We start from the raw sequence: 18,089 nt of genomic DNA, 5'->3' as shown, positions 1-18,089 counted from the left end.
CTCAAGCGTTCACAAAACCTGTGGGAGCGGGCTTGCCCGCGATGAGGGTCTCAAAATCACCGACAAATTGCCTGAAGAAATCCATAAGAACAGCCTGAGGAGATCATCATGAACGCGGCCGTAGACGTTCTGCAGTCCACCCATCAGCACATCAATCGCGATCGCTTGTGGCAGTCGCTCATGGAGCTGGCCAAGCTCGGCGCCACGGTCAAGGGCGGGGTCTGTCGCCTGGCCCTGACTGATCTCGACCGCCAGGCTCGGGACATCTTCGTCAAATGGTGCGAAGAGGCGGGCTGCACCGTCAGCGTCGACGCCGTCGGCAACATCTTCGCCCGCCGCCCGGGGCGTAACCCGAATCTGCCCCCGGTGATGACCGGCAGCCACATCGACACCCAACCCACCGGCGGCAAGTTCGACGGCTGTTTCGGCGTGCTGGCGGGCGTTGAAGTGCTGCGCACGTTGAACGATCTGAAGATAGAGACCGAGGCGCCGCTGGAGGTGGTGGTCTGGACAAACGAAGAAGGCTCGCGTTTTGCCCCGTGCATGATGGGCTCCGGCGTTTTTGCAGAAAAGTTCACCCTTGAAGAAACCCTGGCCAAGGTCGATGCCGAAGGCGTGACGGTGGGGGAGGCACTGAATGCCATTGGCTACGCCGGCCCGCGCAAAGTCAGCGGGCACAAGGTCGGCGCCTACTTTGAAGCGCACATCGAGCAAGGCCCGATCCTCGAAGACGAACACAAAACCATCGGCATCGTGATGGGTGCCCTCGGGCAAAAATGGTTCGACCTGAAACTGCGCGGCGTCGAAGCCCACGCCGGCCCGACCCCGATGCACCTGCGCAAAGATGCCTTGGTCGGCGCGGCGGTGATCGTCGGCGCGGTCAATCGCGCAGCCCTCGGCCATCAACCCCACGCCTGCGGCACCGTCGGCTGCCTGCAAGCCTATCCCGGCTCGCGCAATGTCATTCCCGGCGAAGTGCGCATGACTCTGGACTTCCGGCACCTGGAACCGGCGCGGCTGGACTCGATGATTGCCGAAGTACGCGAAGTTATCGCAACCACTTGTGAAGAACATGGCCTGAGCTTCGAACTGACGCCCACCGCAGACTTCCCACCGCTGTATTTCGACCAAGGCTGCGTCGAAGCCGTGCGTGGCGCCGCCCAAGGTTTGGGCCTGTCGCACATGGACATCGTCAGCGGCGCAGGCCATGACGCCATTTTCCTCGCCGAACTCGGCCCGGCCGGGATGATCTTCGTGCCGTGCGAAGGCGGCATCAGCCACAACGAAATCGAAAATGCCGCCCCGGACGACCTCGCTGCCGGATGCGCAGTGCTGTTGCGCGCGATGCTGGCGGCTTCTGCGGCCGTGGCGAAGGGCGAGTTGGCGGCTTGAGCCCGCAAAAGATCGCAGCCTGCGGCAGCTCCTACAGGAGATCTTTGTAGGAGCTGCCGCAGGCTGCGATCTTTTCAGCATCCCAGAAACATCGCGAAAAATCTTCAACGAGCGTGACGACATCCACCCGCTATCTTCCATCTGTCGATACGTTTTTTGGAGGGCAACGGAATGCCTATCGCTGCAAATGGATGTCGCCTGCGTAAAGCCCGTTTTTCAGAAACTGGGCGAATTTACCTTCTGACCACTGTGGTGAATCAACGGGAGCCTGTGTTTGCTGACTGGCGGTTGGGACGGCTTTTGGTGGATCAGCTGCGCTCTACTGAAAACGCTTCGCTCGTTGACTCTTTGGCTTGGGTGGTGATGCCAGATCACTTGCATTGGTTGATCGAACTGAAACACGGCACGTTGGCCGAGCTCATGTGCCGAATCAAATCAAGAAGCAGTCGATCCGTGAACCTTGTACGTCAGCGCGAAAGCAGGTTATGGCAACGCGGCTACTACGATCGAGCACTACGCAAAGAGGAAGACGTCAAGGACGCTGCCCGCTACATCGTTATGAATCCTTTGCGCGCTGGGCTGGTGAAACGGATAGGTGATTATCCGTTGTGGGATGCCATCTGGGTTTGAAGAGCAAAGTCAGAAGATCGCAGCCTGCGGCAGCTCCTACAGGAGATCTTTGTAGGAGCTGCCGCAGGCTGCGATCTTTTGACTTTGATCTTCAAATCATCGTTGCAACATCGAGGTTTTCACTCACCACCAGATCCGCCTGATGAATCGGCTTGACCCGATGCCTGAGCATCCCGCCCTGGCGCTGGTTCAGCACGGCGGTCATCTCTGCGAGTATCGCCAGCGCCACGCTTTCAGGGGCATCGCCACCCAGGTCCAGACCCATCGGGTAGTGCAGGGCCGAAGGGCTGCGGCCGATGTCTGTCAGCAAGCGTTCGGTGCGTTCCTTGGGGCCGAGCTGGCCGAGGTAGGCGGGCGCGGCTTGCTGCGCTTGAGCGAGCCAATGGCGGTCCTGGCGATAGCTGTGGGTCATGACGGCCACGGCGGCGCCGTCGATCAGCGGGTGCAGATCGAACGGGTTGTCGAGGTTGGCGAAGATCACGGCATCGGCCTGGGGAAATCGTTCGGGGCGGGCGAAGTGGCTGCGGCTGTCGATGACCGTCACATGCCAGTTCAACAGTTTGGCCATGCGCACCAGCGGCTGTGCGTCATGCCCGGCGCCGAAGATCACCAATCGTGGCGGTGGCGCGATGTATTCGAAGAACACTTCGATTTCGCCACGGGCGTCGGTGTAGAGCCGGATCGATGACTTTTTCTGCAGCAGGGTCTTGTACAGGTCGTGGCCGATGGCGTTGTTCAATTGTGGGTTGCGCAGGGCATGCTCGGAGTTTGACAACCATCGATCACCGACCCGCGCCGAAGCGTTGCGTGAAGTGGCAATGACCGTGGCCATGGCGGCGGGTTGCTGGTGGTCGCGGACTCGGCGCAGGAGGTCGATGGCCGGCGACGGGGTTTTCGCGCGCAGGCGTTCGAGCAGCACGAATACCGTGCCATTGCAGCCCAAACCAAAGGTCAGGGCGCTTTGTTCATCGTCCTCGTCTTCGGTGGCGCCGGTGCTGTAGCGACGCACCACGGGTTCGCCGGAATCGGTCAGCCACCAGGCTTTTTTTGCCAGGTCCTGTTCCAGGCAACCGCCGCTGACGGTGCCGACGGTACGGCCGTGCAGCGGAATGAGCATGCGCGCACCGGGCCGGCGATAGGCCGAACCTTCGACCTTGACCACGGTAGTGAGGATGGTTTCTTCGCCGGTTTGGGCGGCGGTGTCGATGGCGTGAAGCAGGTCGTTGAGGCCGGACATGGCATCTCTTCCTGAAAATGAAGGCGATCCCGTAGGAGCTGCCGCAGGCTGCGATCTTTTGACCTTGATCTTAAAAAGCAAGATCAAAAGATCGCAGCCTGCGGCAGCTCCTACAGGGGGATTTGTGTGGGCTGCGGGTCAGTCGTCTACATTCATCAACTGCCGCACCCCATCCCACGCTTCGGCGCGCATCTGCTGCACATCCAGCCCCGGAATCACGCCGTCATCGACCACCACCCGGCCACCGACCAGGCTGTACTTCACCGCAATCGGTTCACCTGCCACCACCGGTGCGACGGCGATGTCGTGGAAGCCGAAGAAACGCGGATGATCCAGGCCATAAATCACCAGGTCCGCCGCCTGACCGATTTCCAGCGTACCGACCGAACCCAACCCCAGCACCTGCGCACCACCGGCCGTGCCCCAATGAATGACATCTTCGGCGGTGGTCGCCGAGGCACCTTGCTCGGCACGGTGGATCAGCCACGCCGTGTTGGCTTCACCGACCATGCTTCCGGATTCGTTGGACGCAACGCCGTCGACGCCCAGCGAGATCGGCACGCCCGCCTCGAACATCTGCGGGATTGGCGCTACGCCGCTCCCCAAACGCGCATTGCTCACCGGACAGTGCGACACGCCGGTGCCGGTTTGCGCGAGCATGCGGATTTCACCGGGCTGCATGTGCACCGCGTGGGCGAACCACACATCCGGGCCGAGCCATTCGTGTTCGGCGACGAATTCCACCGGCAGGCAGTTGTATTTCTCGCGGCAGAAATTCACGTAGTTCTGCGTCTCGGACAGGTGCGTGTGCAAGCGCAAACCGAGTCCACGGGCGGTGTGCGCCAGTTCGCGCAACAGCGTTGGCGGCAGCGAGAAAGTCGGCGTGGTTGGCGCCACTACCACCCGGCGCATCGCATCCGGGGTGTCCTGGTGATACAGCGATTTCAGGCGTTCAATATCGCCGACCATTTGATCCAGGGTTTCCGGTTGCAGCGCGGTTTTCGAGAACCCCGGATGGGCGCTGGCCGATTCCAGCGCACCGCCGCGGCACAGCACAAAACGCAGGCCGAATTCATCGGCCATGTCGAACAGCAGGTCACCGGTCTCGGTGGTGCCATTGGCGTGGTACAGGTAATGGTGATCGGCGCAGGTGGTCACCCCCGACAGCAGCAGTTCGGCCATGCCCAGCCGCGCGGCGATCCGCGCCAGTTGCGGAGTGAAGCGGTTCAGACGCGGGTAGGGCACGCTGGCCAGCCAGCCTTGCAGGTCCTGGTTCAAACCTTCAGGCACGGCCTTGAGCAGGTTCTGGAACAGGTGATGGTGGGTGTTGATCCAGCCCGGATACACCACCGAGTGACGCGCATCGATCACCCGTTCGCCGGGCTGCGCTTCAAGGTTGGCCGCCATTTCGGCGATGCGCCCGTTGACGATACGGATGTCCACGGCGCCCGCCCGGGCACGCGGGCCGCGCAGGCCGGTCATCACCGCGACCGGGTTTTTGATCAGGATGTTTTGAAGTTGAGTCATGGGCGGCTCCAGTCAGAGGCTGTGGGTAGCGGATTTGCTGGCGGCGGCATCAGGCACGCTGACACCGTTGAGGGCGGCGTTGAGCAACACCGACACCAGGCAGGCGATGACCACGCTGCTGTGCAGGAACGGCTGCGACCACTCGGGTAATTGCTTGAACAAGGCCGGGGCCAACACCGGCACCAGGGCCGCGGCGATGGTGAAACCGACGATCAGCACGTTGTAGCGATTGCGCTCGTAGTCGACCTTGGCCAGGGTCTGGATCCCCGCTGCGGCGACCACACCGAACATCGCGATCCCGGCACCGCCGAGGGCAGCGGTCGGCATCGAGGCAATGATCGCGCCGGCCTTGGGCACCAGCGCCACCGAACACATCAGCAAGCCGCTGACGGCCACCACCCATCGGCTACGCACACCGGTGAGGATCACCAGCCCGACGTTTTCCATGAAGGCAATGAACGGAAACGCGGCGAACATTCCGGCAATGGTGCTGGCCAGGCCATTGGCGCGCAGGCCGTTGATCACTTGTTTGTCTTCCACCGGTTTGTCGACGATGTCACCGATGGCCACGAACAGGCCCATGGACTCGACCATCTGCACGATCATCACCACCACCATGGTCGCGATGGGAATCAGGCTGAAGGTCGGCAAACCGAAATAGAACGGGTAGGGCACCGTCAGCCACGGCGATTCCTGCACGCTGTGAAAACTGCCCATGCCCATCCCGTAGGCCAGCGCCGCACCGACGAGCATGCCCACCAGCACCGCCATGTTGCGCAGCATCGGGCTGCCATAACGGTTGACCAGCAGAATGGTCAGCAATACCACCGCCGCCACCGCAAGGTACGTCGGGGCGCCGAAATCCGCGGCATGACGCCCGCCGCCGACCCATTCATAGGCAATCGGAAACAGCTGCAAACCGATCACCGTGACGATGCAGCCAGTGACCACCGGCGGAAAGAACCGCCGCAAACGCCCCACGAACGGCGCGGCGAGCATGGTGAATATCCCCGCGCCGATCACTGCCCCGCAGACACCGGCAAAGCCGACCTCCGGGTTGCTGCCGATGGCGATCACCGGACCCACGCTGCTGAAGGCCACGCCCTGAAGAATCGGCAAGCGCACACCGAATTTCCAAAAGCCGACGGTTTGCAGCAGGGTGGCGATGCCGGAGCAGAACAGCGTGGTGCTGATCAACACCACCGTGTCGGCCTGGGACATCTTCAAGGCACTGGCGACAATCAACGGCACGGCGATGGCGCCGATGTACGAGACGGCCATGTGTTGCAGGCCGAGGGTGAGCATTTGTCGCACCGATAACACCTGGTCGACGGGATGGAGGGTGACGATGGGTTTTGAAGGGGTAGTGGCTGACGACATGGGGAAACACCTCTTGCTGTTGTTATTCGGTAGAGAGGGGTATTCGTTCTGATGCCGATCGCAAGAACACCGTTAATCTCTGTGGGAGCTGGCAAGCCAGCTCCCACAGGTTTTGCGTCGTTCTTTCTGGCTAGCATCAGTCATTCATGTGCCCGGAACCGCCATCCACCGGCTCCGATGCCTTTTTTCAGCCTGCCAGGCAGGCGGCAAAGCCCTGGTTCAAGGCCGCGCGGTCCAGGTCGCGGCCAATGAACACAATCTTGCTCGAACGCGGTTCGTTGCCCCACAAGGTCGAGGCGCGGAACTCGACGAGGCTGTGCACGCCTTGCAGGACATAGCGTTGGTCCTGATCGGCGACCGCCAGCACGCCTTTCATGCGGTACAGGGTGTCGGCCTGCTCGGTGCGCAGTTTGGTGATCCAGCGGTGAAAGTCGCCCAGGTTGACCGCACCGTCCACGGCGATGCCCACCGACGACACGCTGGGGTCGTGGTCATGATCCAGATCGTCATGCTCGTGATGATGCTCATCGGCGTGATGGTCGTGCTCGGCGCCGATTTCCATGAGTTTTTGCGTGGACTCGAAGGCGCCGATGCCGAGGATTTTCGACAGGTCGATTTCGGCGTAGCTGGAGGTCACCAGATCGGCCGTGGCGTTCAAGCCGCGGATCTTTTCGCTCAGGGACGCCACTTCGGCGGCGCTGACCAAGTCAACCTTGTTGATCACGATGCGGTCGGCGCAGACGATCTGATCCACCGCCTGGTTGTCCACGCCGTCGAGTTGCAGGTCTTCCAGGTGCTGGGCGATATGCTTGGCGTCGACCATGGTGACGATGGCGTCCAGCTCCACTTCATCGGCAATCGGATCATTGATGAAAAAGCTCTGGGCCACCGGGTACGGGTCGGCCAGGCCACTGGTTTCGATCAGGATGTGATCAAGCCGCACGGGGCGCGCCACCAGTTCACGGACGATGCGCACCAGGTCTTCGCGCACTTCGGCGGTGCAGCACACGCAGCCGTTGACCATTTCGTAGATTTCTTCGGTTTCGGAACTGAGCACCAGGTCGCCATCGATGCCGACTTCGCCGAACTCGTTTTCGATCACGGCGATTTTCCGGCCGTGGTTTTCCTTGAGGATGTAGTTGAGCAGGGTGGTTTTACCGGCGCCGAGAAAACCCGTGAGGATGGTCACCGGGATTTTGGTGTTCGGGGTTGGGGCGTTGAATGGCGTGTTCATGTGATGCTCCTTACTGTGTTTTGTCGGAGTGCGATCAACTGTGGGAGCTAGCCTGCTAGCGATGGCGGTGTGTCATTCAACGGTATGGCGACTGGTCCACCGTAATCGCTAGCAGGCTCGCTCCCACAGGGTTTTGGGGGTTCTTGCCAGCGCGTTGCCGTCCCGGCATCGAGGCCGAACAGGTCGAGGACACGGCCGAGGCTGTGATCGACCATTTGCGCAAGGTTTTGCGGGCGGGCATAAAAGGCTGGCACGGGCGGGGCGATGATCCCGCCCATCTCGGTGACAGCGGTCATGTTGCGCAGGTGGGCGAGGGTCAGCGGCGTTTCGCGGGCCATCAACACCAGTGTGCGACGCTCCTTGAGGGTGACGTCGGCGGCGCGGCCGATCAGCCCCGATGAGGTGCCGGTGGCGATCTCCGCCAGGGTGCGCATGGAGCACGGCGCGACAACCATGCCCAAGCAGCGGAACGAACCACTGGCGATCCCGGCGGCCACGTCGTCGGCGCGGTGGTAATGGCTGGCCAGCGCCGTGACGTCGGCCAGCTTGTAGTCGGTTTCGTGGGCCATGGTCAGCAGCGCGGCGCGGCTGATGATCAGGTGGCTTTCAATGTTCAGTTCGGCGAGCAATTCCAGCAGGCGCACGCCATAGATGAACCCCGACGCACCGCTGATACCGACCACCATGCGCTGGCGGTTCATGACGCGTAACCCTTGAGCAGATCGCGCGCACGTTCGAGCACATCCTGATCCAGCTGCGCCTTGATCCCGTCGAAACCCGAACCGCGCGTGGCGTCCAGGCCCATGCGCGAAGTGGTGCCGTTGACCGAGGACGACGGGTCCAATGGACTGCCGGGCAAGCCGTCGATGACGAAGATGTCCTGGTGCGGCTGGAAATGCGTGGCCAACGCCCACAGCACCTGGCTGTCGTCGCTGATGTCGATATCGCTGTCCACCGCGATCACGGTTTTCAGGTACGGGTCCCAGCCGAGCAGGGCGAGCATGATCTGCCGCGCCTCGCCGTCACGGCTCTGGTCCAGGGCCACGTAGCAATGAAAGTGCGTGCCGGAATTGGGGTAGTGCACGGCAGTGACAGCGGGGAAGCGGGCCTTGAGTTTTTCGCTCATCTCCGCTTCCCGAGGCAGCCGCGCCAGGGTCAGGTGTTCGGCGTAGCGTCCGCCAACCACGTCCACCAGCCAGGCGTCCTTGCGCCGCATCAAAGTGTCGACCCGCAGCACATTGTTGGTCGATCGATCCGAGGAGTAACCGCTGAACTCTCCGAACGGACCTTCCTCGGCATAGGCCGCCGGGTCGATGGCGCCTTCCAGGACAAACTCCGCATAGGCCGGCACGCCGATGCCATAACGCGGAGTTTTCACCAGCTCCAGCGGCGCACCGAACAATCCGCCCGCCACCGCTCGCTCATCGCTGCCGAACGGCAAACGCGCGGCCGCCGCCAACATGAACAGCGGGTGCGCGCCCACCACCATGGCCACGCGCAACTCTTCGCCGCGTTCGCGGGCGGTTTGCAGCATGCGCCACAGGTGACCGCGTGAGTGCAGGCTGGTGGCGAGGGTCTGCCGGGCATGGCGCATCGAGCGGTGATAACTCATGTTGGCGATGCCGGTGACCGGGTCTTCGGCAATGATGATCGCGTTGGTGATATACGGACCGCGGTCACTGTCGAAGTGCTTGAGCATCGGCAGCAGTGCCAGGTCCACGGCTTCGCCTTCGTAGATTTCATCCAGCACCGGGCCGGTTTCCACGTAGCGCGGGGCGATGGGATGGTTGGCGCGTTTTTGGAATGTCTCGTGCAGTTGCGCCGGGGCAACGCCGAACATTCGGGCGATGCGGGTGCGAGAGGCGAACAGGTTGGTGGCCACCGGTGCACCGAAGTTGCCGACTTTTTCGCAGATCAGCAATGGATCGCGGCCCTGGTTGGCCAGCGCGTCGACCAGGGCGGTGACGTCCTGATCGGCAGAAAGGGATTGCCGGACGGTGAGCACATCGTCCGGGTATTGCCGACGATAGGCGTCGATGAAGTCGTGAAAATCCTGAGTATCGCCGAGCGTGGAGAGGGTCATGGTTTCACCTCGAGGAAAGCGATGCTGTGCGTTCAAGTAACGCTTGAAGCTAGCGAGAACCCTGTGGGAGCTAGCCTGCTAGCGATTGCGGTGTGTCAATCAGCGGTGTTGGTGACTGATCTACCGCTTTCGCTAGCAGGCTAGCTCCCACATTGGTTTTTGTGTGTGCCTACAAATAGGTCGTGGTCAGACGAATGTCCGCCTCGATCAGGTCCTTGGGCGGCGGTGTCGGTTCGATGCCGCACAACCGGGCGATGTTGTTGCCCAGGTAATCCTCAAGGTGATCCTCATCGATGCCCAACCCTTGCGGCGCCGGCGAGCACAACACTTCCAGTTCACGCAGCCACATGCCCGGTTCGTTCGGCGGCGAGTCGGTGCCGAACACGATCTTGTTGCGCGGCAGGTCCTTGGCGAACTCGACGATCCGCGACTGGAAGCACCAGCCGGATTCGCAGTACACATTCGGCGTGTCCATGGCCATCCAGAACGCTTCGAACGAGTAGTTGCCACCGGTCTGGATGCCAAAGTGACCGATGATGAAATTGACCATCGGGAACTCGCGGATGATCGGGTAGAACATCGTCGGGATGGTGTACGGGCCGTCGCCGGTGTGGATCAGCACCACGATGTTGTACTTGGCGCAGACTTTCATCGCCGGGCGCAGCCAGTCCAGCGCCCGGTCCGGGCGATAGCCGTGCATGTTGGCGTGCAGCTTGAGCATCTTGAAGCCGTATTCCTTGATGTGGAATTCGAGCTCCGCCGCACCGTTTTCCGGTCCCCAGCGCGGGTTGAAGTTGAAGTTGCCGATGAAACGGTCCGGGTATTTCACGCAGAGTTCGGCGACGTAGGACATGTAGTCACGCACGCCCTCACGGCCCCGGCGGTTGCCGTCGCGATAACCGGTATTGCCCGGTGGCGGCTGGATGAAACCCATGTCGATGCGGCGCGGTTTGCCGTTGATCATGTATGGGCCGTCCATCAGCTTGAGCATGCGCTCGCCGGTGAACGGTTCGCCGGTGTGGCGCCAGGCCTCGTCGACCAGGTTGGTGGGGTGCAGATGGGTATCGATAATCATCGGTTCAGCTCCTGGCCAGTTGCGTGGTGACGGGGCGCTTGAGCTGCGCCTCTGCTTCGCAAACCGTGCGTGGCGGTGGGGTCGGTTCGAGGCCGATCATCCGGGCGGTGTTGTTGCCCAGGTACTCTTCGAGGGTGTCCTCGTCGAGGTTCAGGCCCTGTGGCGGCTCGTGGCACAACACTTCGAGCAGGCGCAGCCACATGCCCGGTTCGTTCGGCGGGGTGTCGGTGCCGAACAGGATCTTGTGGGTCGGCAGGACCTTGGCGAATTCGACGATTCGCGATTGCAGGCACCAGCCCGATTCGCAATAGACGTTGGGCAGCTCCATCGCCCATTGCATCGGTTCGAACACATAGACGCCACCGGTCTGCACGCCGAAGTGGGCCATGATGAAATCGACGTTGGGGAACTCCTTGATCATCGGCACCCATTCCGACGGGATGCTATAAGGCCCGTCGCCGGTGTGCAGCTTGACCGGGATGCCCAGCTCGGCGCATTTCTCGAAGGCCGGGCGCACCCAGTCCAGGGCGCGGTCGGGACGGTAGGCATGCATGTTGGCCTGCATCTGGACCATCTTGAAGCCGTGTTCCTTGACGTAGAGCTCGATCGCCTCGACGCCGTTTTCCACGCCGCAGCGCGGGTTGTAGACGAAGCAGCCGATGAAGCGGTCCGGGTAGGTCTGGACCATTTTCAGCGTGTAGGCCATGTAGGCGTCGATGGACTCACGACCGGTCAGGTCGCCGTCGGTCCAGGTGTAGATGGTGTTGCCCTGCGGTGGCTGGATGAAGGCTTTGTCGATGCGGCGAGGCTTGCCGTTGACCATGTACGGGCCATCCATCATCTCCAGCAGACGCTCGCCGGTGAACGGGTCACCGTCATGCCTCCAGGCGAGGTCCACCAGATCGGTGGGATAGCAGCTGATATCGATGATCATTGAAGTCGATCTCCTGATAGCGGGGAAGGGAACCTTGCGGTTCACAGCAGCCACGTCCCGGGCAATCGGCCATTTCTATGCGCAAACAATCACGCATTCCCTCGCCTGGTCGCATCCGGCTCGGGACGCTGGCTGCTTGGGGGGAAGTATTGGAAGAGGGTGTGAGGTTCGTACAATATTAATTGGGCGAGGGGTTGATACGTGTTCGATATGGGGATGGCAGAATTAAAAGATCGCAGCCTTCGGCAGCTCCTACAGGAGATGAGTGTAGGAGCTGCCGAAGGCTGCGATCTTTTGACCCTAAAGCAATGTGTTTTCAGCCAACTGCTTGACCGCCTCAACTACCGGCGCCACCCGCTCACCATGCCCCGGTGGCCACACCGCATACAGGTTGTAATGCGCCGCAATCTGCGCCTCGTTCAACGCCACCAACCGCCCGCTACGTAGCGCATCCGCGGCCAGCAAGCCACGGACCAATCCTGCGCCCACCCCGGCCTCGGCAGCCGCTATCAGGTTCGCCGCGTTATCAAACACCACCCGCGCCGGGGGTTCGGTGGGCTCCATGCCCGCCGCATCCAGCCATGGAATCCACGAGCGCCGCGTGTAACCCAGCAGCGGCAATTCAAGGATCTGCGCCGGGCTCAGTGGCAACTGCAAACCATAGCGCTCCAGCAGTTCAGGCGAAGCCACGGCCATCACCCGATCCCCGCAGATCTGCGTCATCTCGCAATCTTCCCAATCGCCATAACCGTAGCGCAACGCCAGGTCCACGCGTTCGAACGAACTGCGGTCCGAGCGCGGCATCGACAGCAATACCACCTCATGATCGGGCAACAGATCCAGCAGTTGCGGCAAGCGCGGGTTGAGCCAGCTCTGGGCCAGTTCACTGTCGACATCCAGGGTCAGGCGTTGCGCCACGCTGCGGTTTTTCACCGAAGACAGCGCCCGGTCGATCTGTGCCAAACCGTCCGACAGCACACTGGCGAACAACTGCCCGGCATCGGTCAGGTTACTGCCACCGCCTTCACGCACGAACAATGGCTGGCCGATAAAGTCTTCAAGGGCGCGGATTTGCTGGCTGATGGCGCTGTGGGTGAGGTCCAGTTTGCGCGCCGCGCTGGAGAAGCTGCCGCTGCGCGCCGCCTGGATGAATGCGCTCATGGACTGCACCGACGGGTATCGCTTGTACATGCTGTTAGTCCTACTTACACAGGATGGCAGAAATCGTCGCTGGCCCTGTTTTCACAAGGCTTCCAATAATCCGGTCACCAGGCCTGCACAAAGACGGGCCGCTCTCTTGGAGCCTGACAATGATCGAATTCACGGTAAACGGCGAACGACACGAGCTGGTAGAGACATCGCCCTCCATGCCCTTGTTATGGGTATTGCGTGACCACTTGAAACTCACCGGCACCAAGTTCGGTTGCGGCATGGGCCTGTGCGGCGCCTGCACCGTGCACCTGGACGGCGTCGCGGTGCGTTCCTGCCAGCTCCCGGTCGCAGCAGCGGCGGGGCACAGCATCACCACCATCGAAGGCTTGTCAGCCACTGAACAGCATCCGCTGCAACTGGCGTGGGTTGCCGAAGATGTCCCGCAATGCGGCTACTGTCAATCCGGCCAGATCATGTCCGCCGCCGCGCTGCTCAACACCGGCGCGGCAGTCACCGACGATTCGATTCGCAATGCCATGTCCGGCAACCTGTGCCGTTGCGGCACTTACGGACGCATCAACAAAGCGATCAAACGCGCGGCGTCTGCGCCGAAGGAGGCGTGATGACGATCTCGACGATGGATCTTTCGCGACGTGGATTTCTCAAGCACAGCGCGACGGTTGCTTCCGGCCTGGCCATTGCGTTTTACCTGCCTTCAGGCCTGGCCGCGACTGACCCGAAAGCGCCGGCGCCGGCCGGTGAGTTCGAACCCAATGCCTGGGTGCGGATCCTGCCCGACGGCACGGTAAAACTGGTGGTGCACAAGCACGACTCTGGCACCGGAACGCACACGGCATTGGCCGCTTGCGTGGCCGAGGAACTGGACGTCAACCCGATGACCGTGCAGGTGATCTCGCCGGAAGATCCGTTTTTCGAGACCTACATTCACCCGATCTGGAAAGTCTTCTCCACCGGCGGCAGCACCAGCGTTTCGCTGGAATACGACCGCCTGCGCATGGCCGGTGCCACGGCCCGGGCACTGCTGATCTCGGCAGCCGCCAAACAGTGGAAAGTCAGCCCTGACACGTGCAGCACTGTAGAAGGGCGCGTGGTGCATGGCGCCAGTCAGCGCAGCCTCGGTTACGGCGAATTGGTGGGCGTCGCCGCGCATTTGCCGGCACCGGCCAAGGTCACCCTCAAGGACCCGGCGCAGTTCAAATACATCGGCAAACTGCGGCATAAACGCGATGCCCAGGCCAAGGTCTGCGGCCGCTTCAAATACAGCATCGACGTGGTGCTGCCGGACATGTTGGTGGCGGTCATTCAACGCACGCCCGTGGTGGGGGCGAAAGTGTTGTCGGTGGATGCGGTGGCGGCTTTGCAAGTGCCCGGCGTACGCCGGGTGATTGCGGTTCCGGGGCGGCCGGACGTGCTCGGCGGCAACCTGGAAGGCGTCGCCGTGCTAGCCGATAACTACTGGGCTGCACAGCAGGGCCGGGCGCTACTGAAGGTGCAGTGGAGTGCTTCGCCCCTGGCCGGCTTCGACAGCGACGAACTGGCCAAGGCCCAAGCGGCAGCGTTGGACGACAAAGGTGCGCAGCGAGTGTCCGCGATGGCGGCGGGCAATGTGAACGCACAATGGCCAGGCGCCGCGAAGCAGCTCGAAGCCGACTACCGCATGCCCTACAAAGTGCAGAATCCGCTGGAACCGATTTGCATCACTGCACAGGTCAAGGACAACGCCATCACCTACTGGGGCGGGGTGCAGGTGCCGTCTTCGGCGCTGGAGGCGGCACAAACCGTGTGCAAGATCGCCAAGGCCAACGTCACCATCAACGAAATGGTGTCGGGCGGCAGCTTCGGTGCGCGGGAGGCCAAGTACTGGCTGTTCGAAGTCGCCTATCTGGCGCAAAAAGCCAAAGTACCGGTGAAGCTGATGAACAGCCGCGAAGACGAAATGCGTTCACTGTTCATGCACCCGGCTACGCTGCACCGCGCTAAAGGTGCGCTGGATGCCCAAGGCCGGTTGACCGCATTGCAACTCAACGCGGTGTCGCCGGCCTCACCGGAGCAATGGGAGCCAGGCTACTTCGAGCGCCCGGACAAGATGGATTACAGCACCACCGAAGCCATTACCGCGTGGGACTTCGCCTATCGGCCGGCGAACCTGGACCTGGTCTGGGTCAAGCATGAGAGCGACGTGCCCAGCGGCTGGTATCGCTCGGTGAGCTTCATCCCCAACGTGTTCGCCGTGGAGAGCTTCATGGATGAACTGGCCCATGGCGCGGGGCAAGACCCATTGGCCTTTCGCCTGGCCAGCATGCACGACCGGCCACGCCATGTCGCGGTGCTGAAAAGTGCCGCTGAACGCGCCGGTTGGGGCCAGCCGATGCCGGAAGGCACGGCGCTGGGGATCGCCACCAACCAGGGTTACACCAGCTTCATCGCGGTGGTTGCACGCCTGTCGAAAAAGGACGGCGTGATCAAGGTCGACAAGCTCACCTGCGTGGTCGATTGCGGCCTTGCGGTGTCGCCCGGTGGTGTCGAAGAGCAGATCTATGGAGGCTTGATGTGGGGACTTGGCCACGCCTTGTTCGATCGAATGGACATCAAACAGGGCAGGGTGGTGCAGAGCAATTTCCACGATTATCGGGTGCCTCGCATGTCGGACATGCCGGCAGTGGACATTTTGATTGTCGATGGTGAACCGTCCAAGCCGGGTGGCGTCGGCGAACTGGGCAGCCCTTCGGTGGCACCCGCCATCGCCAACGCGCTGTTCAGCCTGACCGGGGTGCGTCAGCGCTCAACACCGCTGAACCTGGGATAACGGGCATGGACTTGCGTTTGCTGAGGTACTTCATGGCGCTGGCCGAGGAGCTGCATTTCGGTCGCGCTGCCACCCGGCTGCACATCTGCCAGCCACCTTTGAGCCAGCAGATTCGTCTGCTGGAGGAGGAGCTGGGCACGCCGTTGTTCGAGCGCAGCCATCACCGGGTCGAGTTGACCGCCGCCGGGCAAATGCTCAAGGAGCAGGCGCCGCTGGTGTTCGAGCAACTCAACCGCGCGCTGGACCTGACGCGTCAGACCGGGCGTGGCCAGTTGGGCGAGCTGGAAATCGGCATGATCAGTTCGGTGATGGTGGGGGTGTTGCCGCGGGCCTTGCACCTGTTTCGCGAGCGCTATCCGCAGGTCAACTGGCGCTTGCACGAAATGACCCCGGCGGCGCAGGTCAAGGCGTTGAAGGAGAAACGCATCGATGCGTGTGTGTTTCGAGTCGGTTATGACGATCCGCAGCTGCGTAACGAACTGCTGATCTACGAACCGATCCGCGTGGTGATGCCGGTCGACCATCCGCTGGCCACCCGTGAAACCCTGGCGCCGGCGGATCTGGCGCAGGAGCCCTTCGTGGCCCTGGAATTGAAGCAATCGCGGTTCGCCGATTTTCTGTTCCAGTGCTGCATCCAGGCCGGGTTCACCCCGCAGATCCGCCAGCAGGTGATCGAGGTGCAAACCCTGCTGAGTCTGGTGCGCGCCGGGTTCGGCGTGGCGTTGTTGCCGGCGTCGATCGAGCAGCTGGCGCCGGCCGGGCTGGTGTTTCGCCGCCTGACCCCAGCGCTGCCGGAGGTGCCGCTGTACGCCACCTACCGCGCGGACGACGACTCGCCTGTGCTCAAATTGTTTCTCGATACGTTGCGTGAACTGGTCCTCCAAGACCGCTACACCGCCTCCCTGTAGGAGCTGCCGCAGGCTGCGATCTTTTGATCTTGACCTTGAAAAACATGATCAAAAGATCGCAGCCTGCGGCAGCTCCTACAGGGGGGCGTGAGTAGTCTGCACGATCATCGGCTCCTGCGGTCGTACTCTTCACAGGGTCTCAACACTTGTGGAGCGACAATGAGCCAGGACGTCCTGACCACCGAAACCAATCGCCGCCAATTGCAGCAGATCATTGCCGGGCTGTCCGACGGGGTCATCTTGCTCGACCCCGACCAGACCATTCTTTGGGCCAATGAGGCGGCGCTGGCCATGCACGGCGTCGAGCGCGTCAGCGACCTCGGTGCCGATGCCAAGGCTTACGCCAAGCGTTTTGCCCTGCGTTATCGCAACAACCATGTGGTGCCGGCCGACAGCTATCCCATCAACCGCGTTGCGCGAGGCGAGACCTTCAGCGATGTCTTGGTAGACGTCAGCCTTGCGCAGGACGAAGAACAGCGCAGCTGGGTTCATCGCGTGCGCAGCCTGGTACTGGCCGACAGTCGTGGCGAGCCCGAGTCGCTGGTGCTGATCATGGACGACGTCACCGATTGGGCCAGCGCCGAGCAGCGCTTTGAAAAGACTTTCTCTGCCAACCCTGCGCCGGCGGTGATCTGTCGTCTCAGTGATTTGCGCTACATCAAGGTCAATCCCGGCTTCCTCGAAATGACCGGTTTTGCCCGCGACCAGGTGATCGGCACGTCCACCTACGAGCTGGACGTCCTGGAGCAGGCCGAAAACAAGGAGTTGGCCAAACAACGCTTGCGCGAAGGCGCCACCATTCCGCAAATGCAGGCCGAATTGCGCATGGCCGACGGCGCCGGCAAGCAGGTGATCGTCGCCGGCCAGCCCCTTGAGCTCAACGATGAGCCGTGCATGTTGTTTTCTTTCGTCGACATGGAGCCACGGCACAAGGCGGAAGTCGCCTTGCGCCAGAGTGAAGAGCGGTTTGCCAAAGCCTTTCGCCTGTCCCCGGTGCCGATTCTGCTGTGCGGTGCGGGGGATCAGATCGTGCTGGACGTCAACGAAGCGTTCCTCACCACCCTCGGTTACCCCAGTGAAGAGGTCTTGGGCGAGAGCATCGCGCACCTCGATTTTTTCGACGACAAGACTACGCGTACGCGCCTGTTTGCGGCCTTGGAGAAAACCGGAAGCCTGGATCGCATCGATGTTCGCGTGCGCCGCAAAGACACCGAACTGATTGATTGCGCAGTCTCGGCAGACACGGTGAACATTCAGGACAGCCCGTGCTATCTGCTGGTATTGATGGACATCACCGAGCGCAAACGCACCGAGCTGGAATTGGTCTCGGCCATCGAAGAGGTAATGAAAGATGCTTCGTGGTTCAGTCGCACGCTGATCGAAAAGCTGGCTAACGTGAAAAGCGTCAATTCACCGCGATTGCCCAGTGTTTCCTTCACCGATCTGACGGCCCGGGAGCGTGATGTGCTGGGTCTGATCTGCGAGGGCCTGGCCGACAAGGAAATCGCCGCACGCTTGAAACTGGCACCCAATACCGTGCGTAACCACGTGGCAACGGTCTATTCCAAACTGGATGTGCACAGCCGCAGCGAGGCAATTGTCTGGGCCCGCGAGCGTGGTTTATTTGCAGGCGCATGGCGAAACAAGGGGCAACGTTAAGGTGCAAATGCACTAAGGCACTGGGTGCAATTTAAGGTGTTGGCCCGGGGC

General features: G+C 61.8%; 15 protein-coding genes. 6 read left to right on the top strand and 9 right to left on the bottom strand.

The annotated features are described in order from the left end of the window. Nucleotides 1-108 precede the first annotated feature (108 nt). Together KVG88_RS03805 and KVG88_RS03800 are read left to right on the top strand one after the other, a co-directional pair. Nucleotides 109-1,392 carry a Zn-dependent hydrolase gene (locus KVG88_RS03805; RefSeq protein ID WP_217870375.1) on the top strand — a complete coding sequence of 428 codons (1,284 nt, stop codon included), beginning with the start codon at nt 109-111 and terminating at the stop codon, nt 1,390-1,392. Nucleotides 1,393-1,563: 171 nt separating this feature from the next. Next, nucleotides 1,564-2,022, top strand: a complete 459-nt coding sequence (locus KVG88_RS03800) for an REP-associated tyrosine transposase (protein ID WP_217870374.1) — start codon at nt 1,564-1,566, stop codon at nt 2,020-2,022. Between the two features lie 91 nt (nt 2,023-2,113). On the opposite strand, the gene KVG88_RS03795 is transcribed toward KVG88_RS03800, so the two are convergent. The 9 genes from KVG88_RS03795 to KVG88_RS03755 form a co-directional block, all read right to left on the bottom strand. After that, nucleotides 2,114-3,259: an XdhC family protein gene (locus KVG88_RS03795; protein ID WP_217870373.1), complete on the bottom strand. Its 1,146-nt coding sequence runs from the start codon at nt 3,257-3,259 to the stop codon at nt 2,114-2,116. Between the two features lie 138 nt (nt 3,260-3,397). Next, nucleotides 3,398-4,786, bottom strand: a complete 1,389-nt coding sequence (locus KVG88_RS03790) for an amidohydrolase family protein (RefSeq protein ID WP_150700669.1) — start codon at nt 4,784-4,786, stop codon at nt 3,398-3,400. 12 nt (nt 4,787-4,798) lie between these two features. Then, nucleotides 4,799-6,166 carry a nucleobase:cation symporter-2 family protein gene (locus tag KVG88_RS03785; protein ID WP_150700668.1) on the bottom strand — a complete coding sequence of 456 codons (1,368 nt, stop codon included), beginning with the start codon at nt 6,164-6,166 and terminating at the stop codon, nt 4,799-4,801. Nucleotides 6,167-6,353: 187 nt separating this feature from the next. Next, complete coding sequence (locus tag KVG88_RS03780) at nt 6,354-7,400, bottom strand: CobW family GTP-binding protein (protein WP_217870372.1); 1,047 nt, start codon at nt 7,398-7,400, stop codon at nt 6,354-6,356. A gap of 47 nt (nt 7,401-7,447) precedes the next feature. Beyond that, nucleotides 7,448-8,101 (bottom strand): UbiX family flavin prenyltransferase, encoded by a 654-nt coding sequence (locus KVG88_RS03775; RefSeq protein ID WP_217870371.1) that lies wholly within the window; start codon nt 8,099-8,101, stop codon nt 7,448-7,450. Then, complete coding sequence (locus KVG88_RS03770; RefSeq protein ID WP_217870370.1) at nt 8,098-9,483, bottom strand: UbiD family decarboxylase; 1,386 nt, start codon at nt 9,481-9,483, stop codon at nt 8,098-8,100. The genes KVG88_RS03775 and KVG88_RS03770 overlap by 4 nt, the downstream gene beginning before the upstream one ends. A gap of 169 nt (nt 9,484-9,652) precedes the next feature. Continuing rightward, entirely contained in the window at nt 9,653-10,558 is a 906-nt protein-coding gene (locus tag KVG88_RS03765) for an amidohydrolase family protein (RefSeq protein ID WP_053158646.1), read from the bottom strand. 4 nt (nt 10,559-10,562) lie between these two features. Next, a complete protein-coding gene (locus KVG88_RS03760) occupies nt 10,563-11,492 on the bottom strand; it encodes an amidohydrolase family protein (RefSeq protein WP_217870369.1) in 930 nt (309 codons plus the stop codon). A gap of 300 nt (nt 11,493-11,792) precedes the next feature. Continuing rightward, nucleotides 11,793-12,683, bottom strand: coding sequence for a LysR substrate-binding domain-containing protein (locus tag KVG88_RS03755; protein ID WP_217870368.1), 891 nt, complete (start codon nt 12,681-12,683; stop codon nt 11,793-11,795). Between the two features lie 119 nt (nt 12,684-12,802). On the opposite strand from KVG88_RS03755, the gene KVG88_RS03750 reads away from it, so the two are divergent. The 4 genes from KVG88_RS03750 (at nt 12,803) to KVG88_RS03735 (ending at nt 18,038) form a co-directional block, all read left to right on the top strand. Further along, nucleotides 12,803-13,267: a (2Fe-2S)-binding protein gene (locus KVG88_RS03750; RefSeq protein ID WP_150700663.1), complete on the top strand. Its 465-nt coding sequence runs from the start codon at nt 12,803-12,805 to the stop codon at nt 13,265-13,267. Beyond that, on the top strand, nt 13,267-15,471 hold the full coding sequence (locus KVG88_RS03745) for a xanthine dehydrogenase family protein molybdopterin-binding subunit (protein ID WP_217870367.1): 2,205 nt from the start codon (nt 13,267-13,269) through the stop codon (nt 15,469-15,471). The genes KVG88_RS03750 and KVG88_RS03745 overlap by 1 nt, the downstream gene beginning before the upstream one ends. Before the next feature lie 5 nt (nt 15,472-15,476). Beyond that, nucleotides 15,477-16,379 carry a LysR substrate-binding domain-containing protein gene (locus KVG88_RS03740; RefSeq protein WP_217870366.1) on the top strand — a complete coding sequence of 301 codons (903 nt, stop codon included), beginning with the start codon at nt 15,477-15,479 and terminating at the stop codon, nt 16,377-16,379. Between the two features lie 159 nt (nt 16,380-16,538). Further along, nucleotides 16,539-18,038: a helix-turn-helix transcriptional regulator gene (locus KVG88_RS03735; protein WP_150700660.1), complete on the top strand. Its 1,500-nt coding sequence runs from the start codon at nt 16,539-16,541 to the stop codon at nt 18,036-18,038. The last annotated feature ends 51 nt before the right edge of the window (nt 18,039-18,089 follow it).

It is taken from the genome of Pseudomonas azerbaijanoccidentalis, from assembly GCF_019145495.1.
In the GTDB taxonomy this organism is placed as follows: domain Bacteria; phylum Pseudomonadota; class Gammaproteobacteria; order Pseudomonadales; family Pseudomonadaceae; genus Aquipseudomonas; species Aquipseudomonas azerbaijanoccidentalis.
The sequence above is the reverse complement of the archived record's forward strand: the minus strand, read 5'-3'. Positions and strand labels throughout refer to the sequence as shown.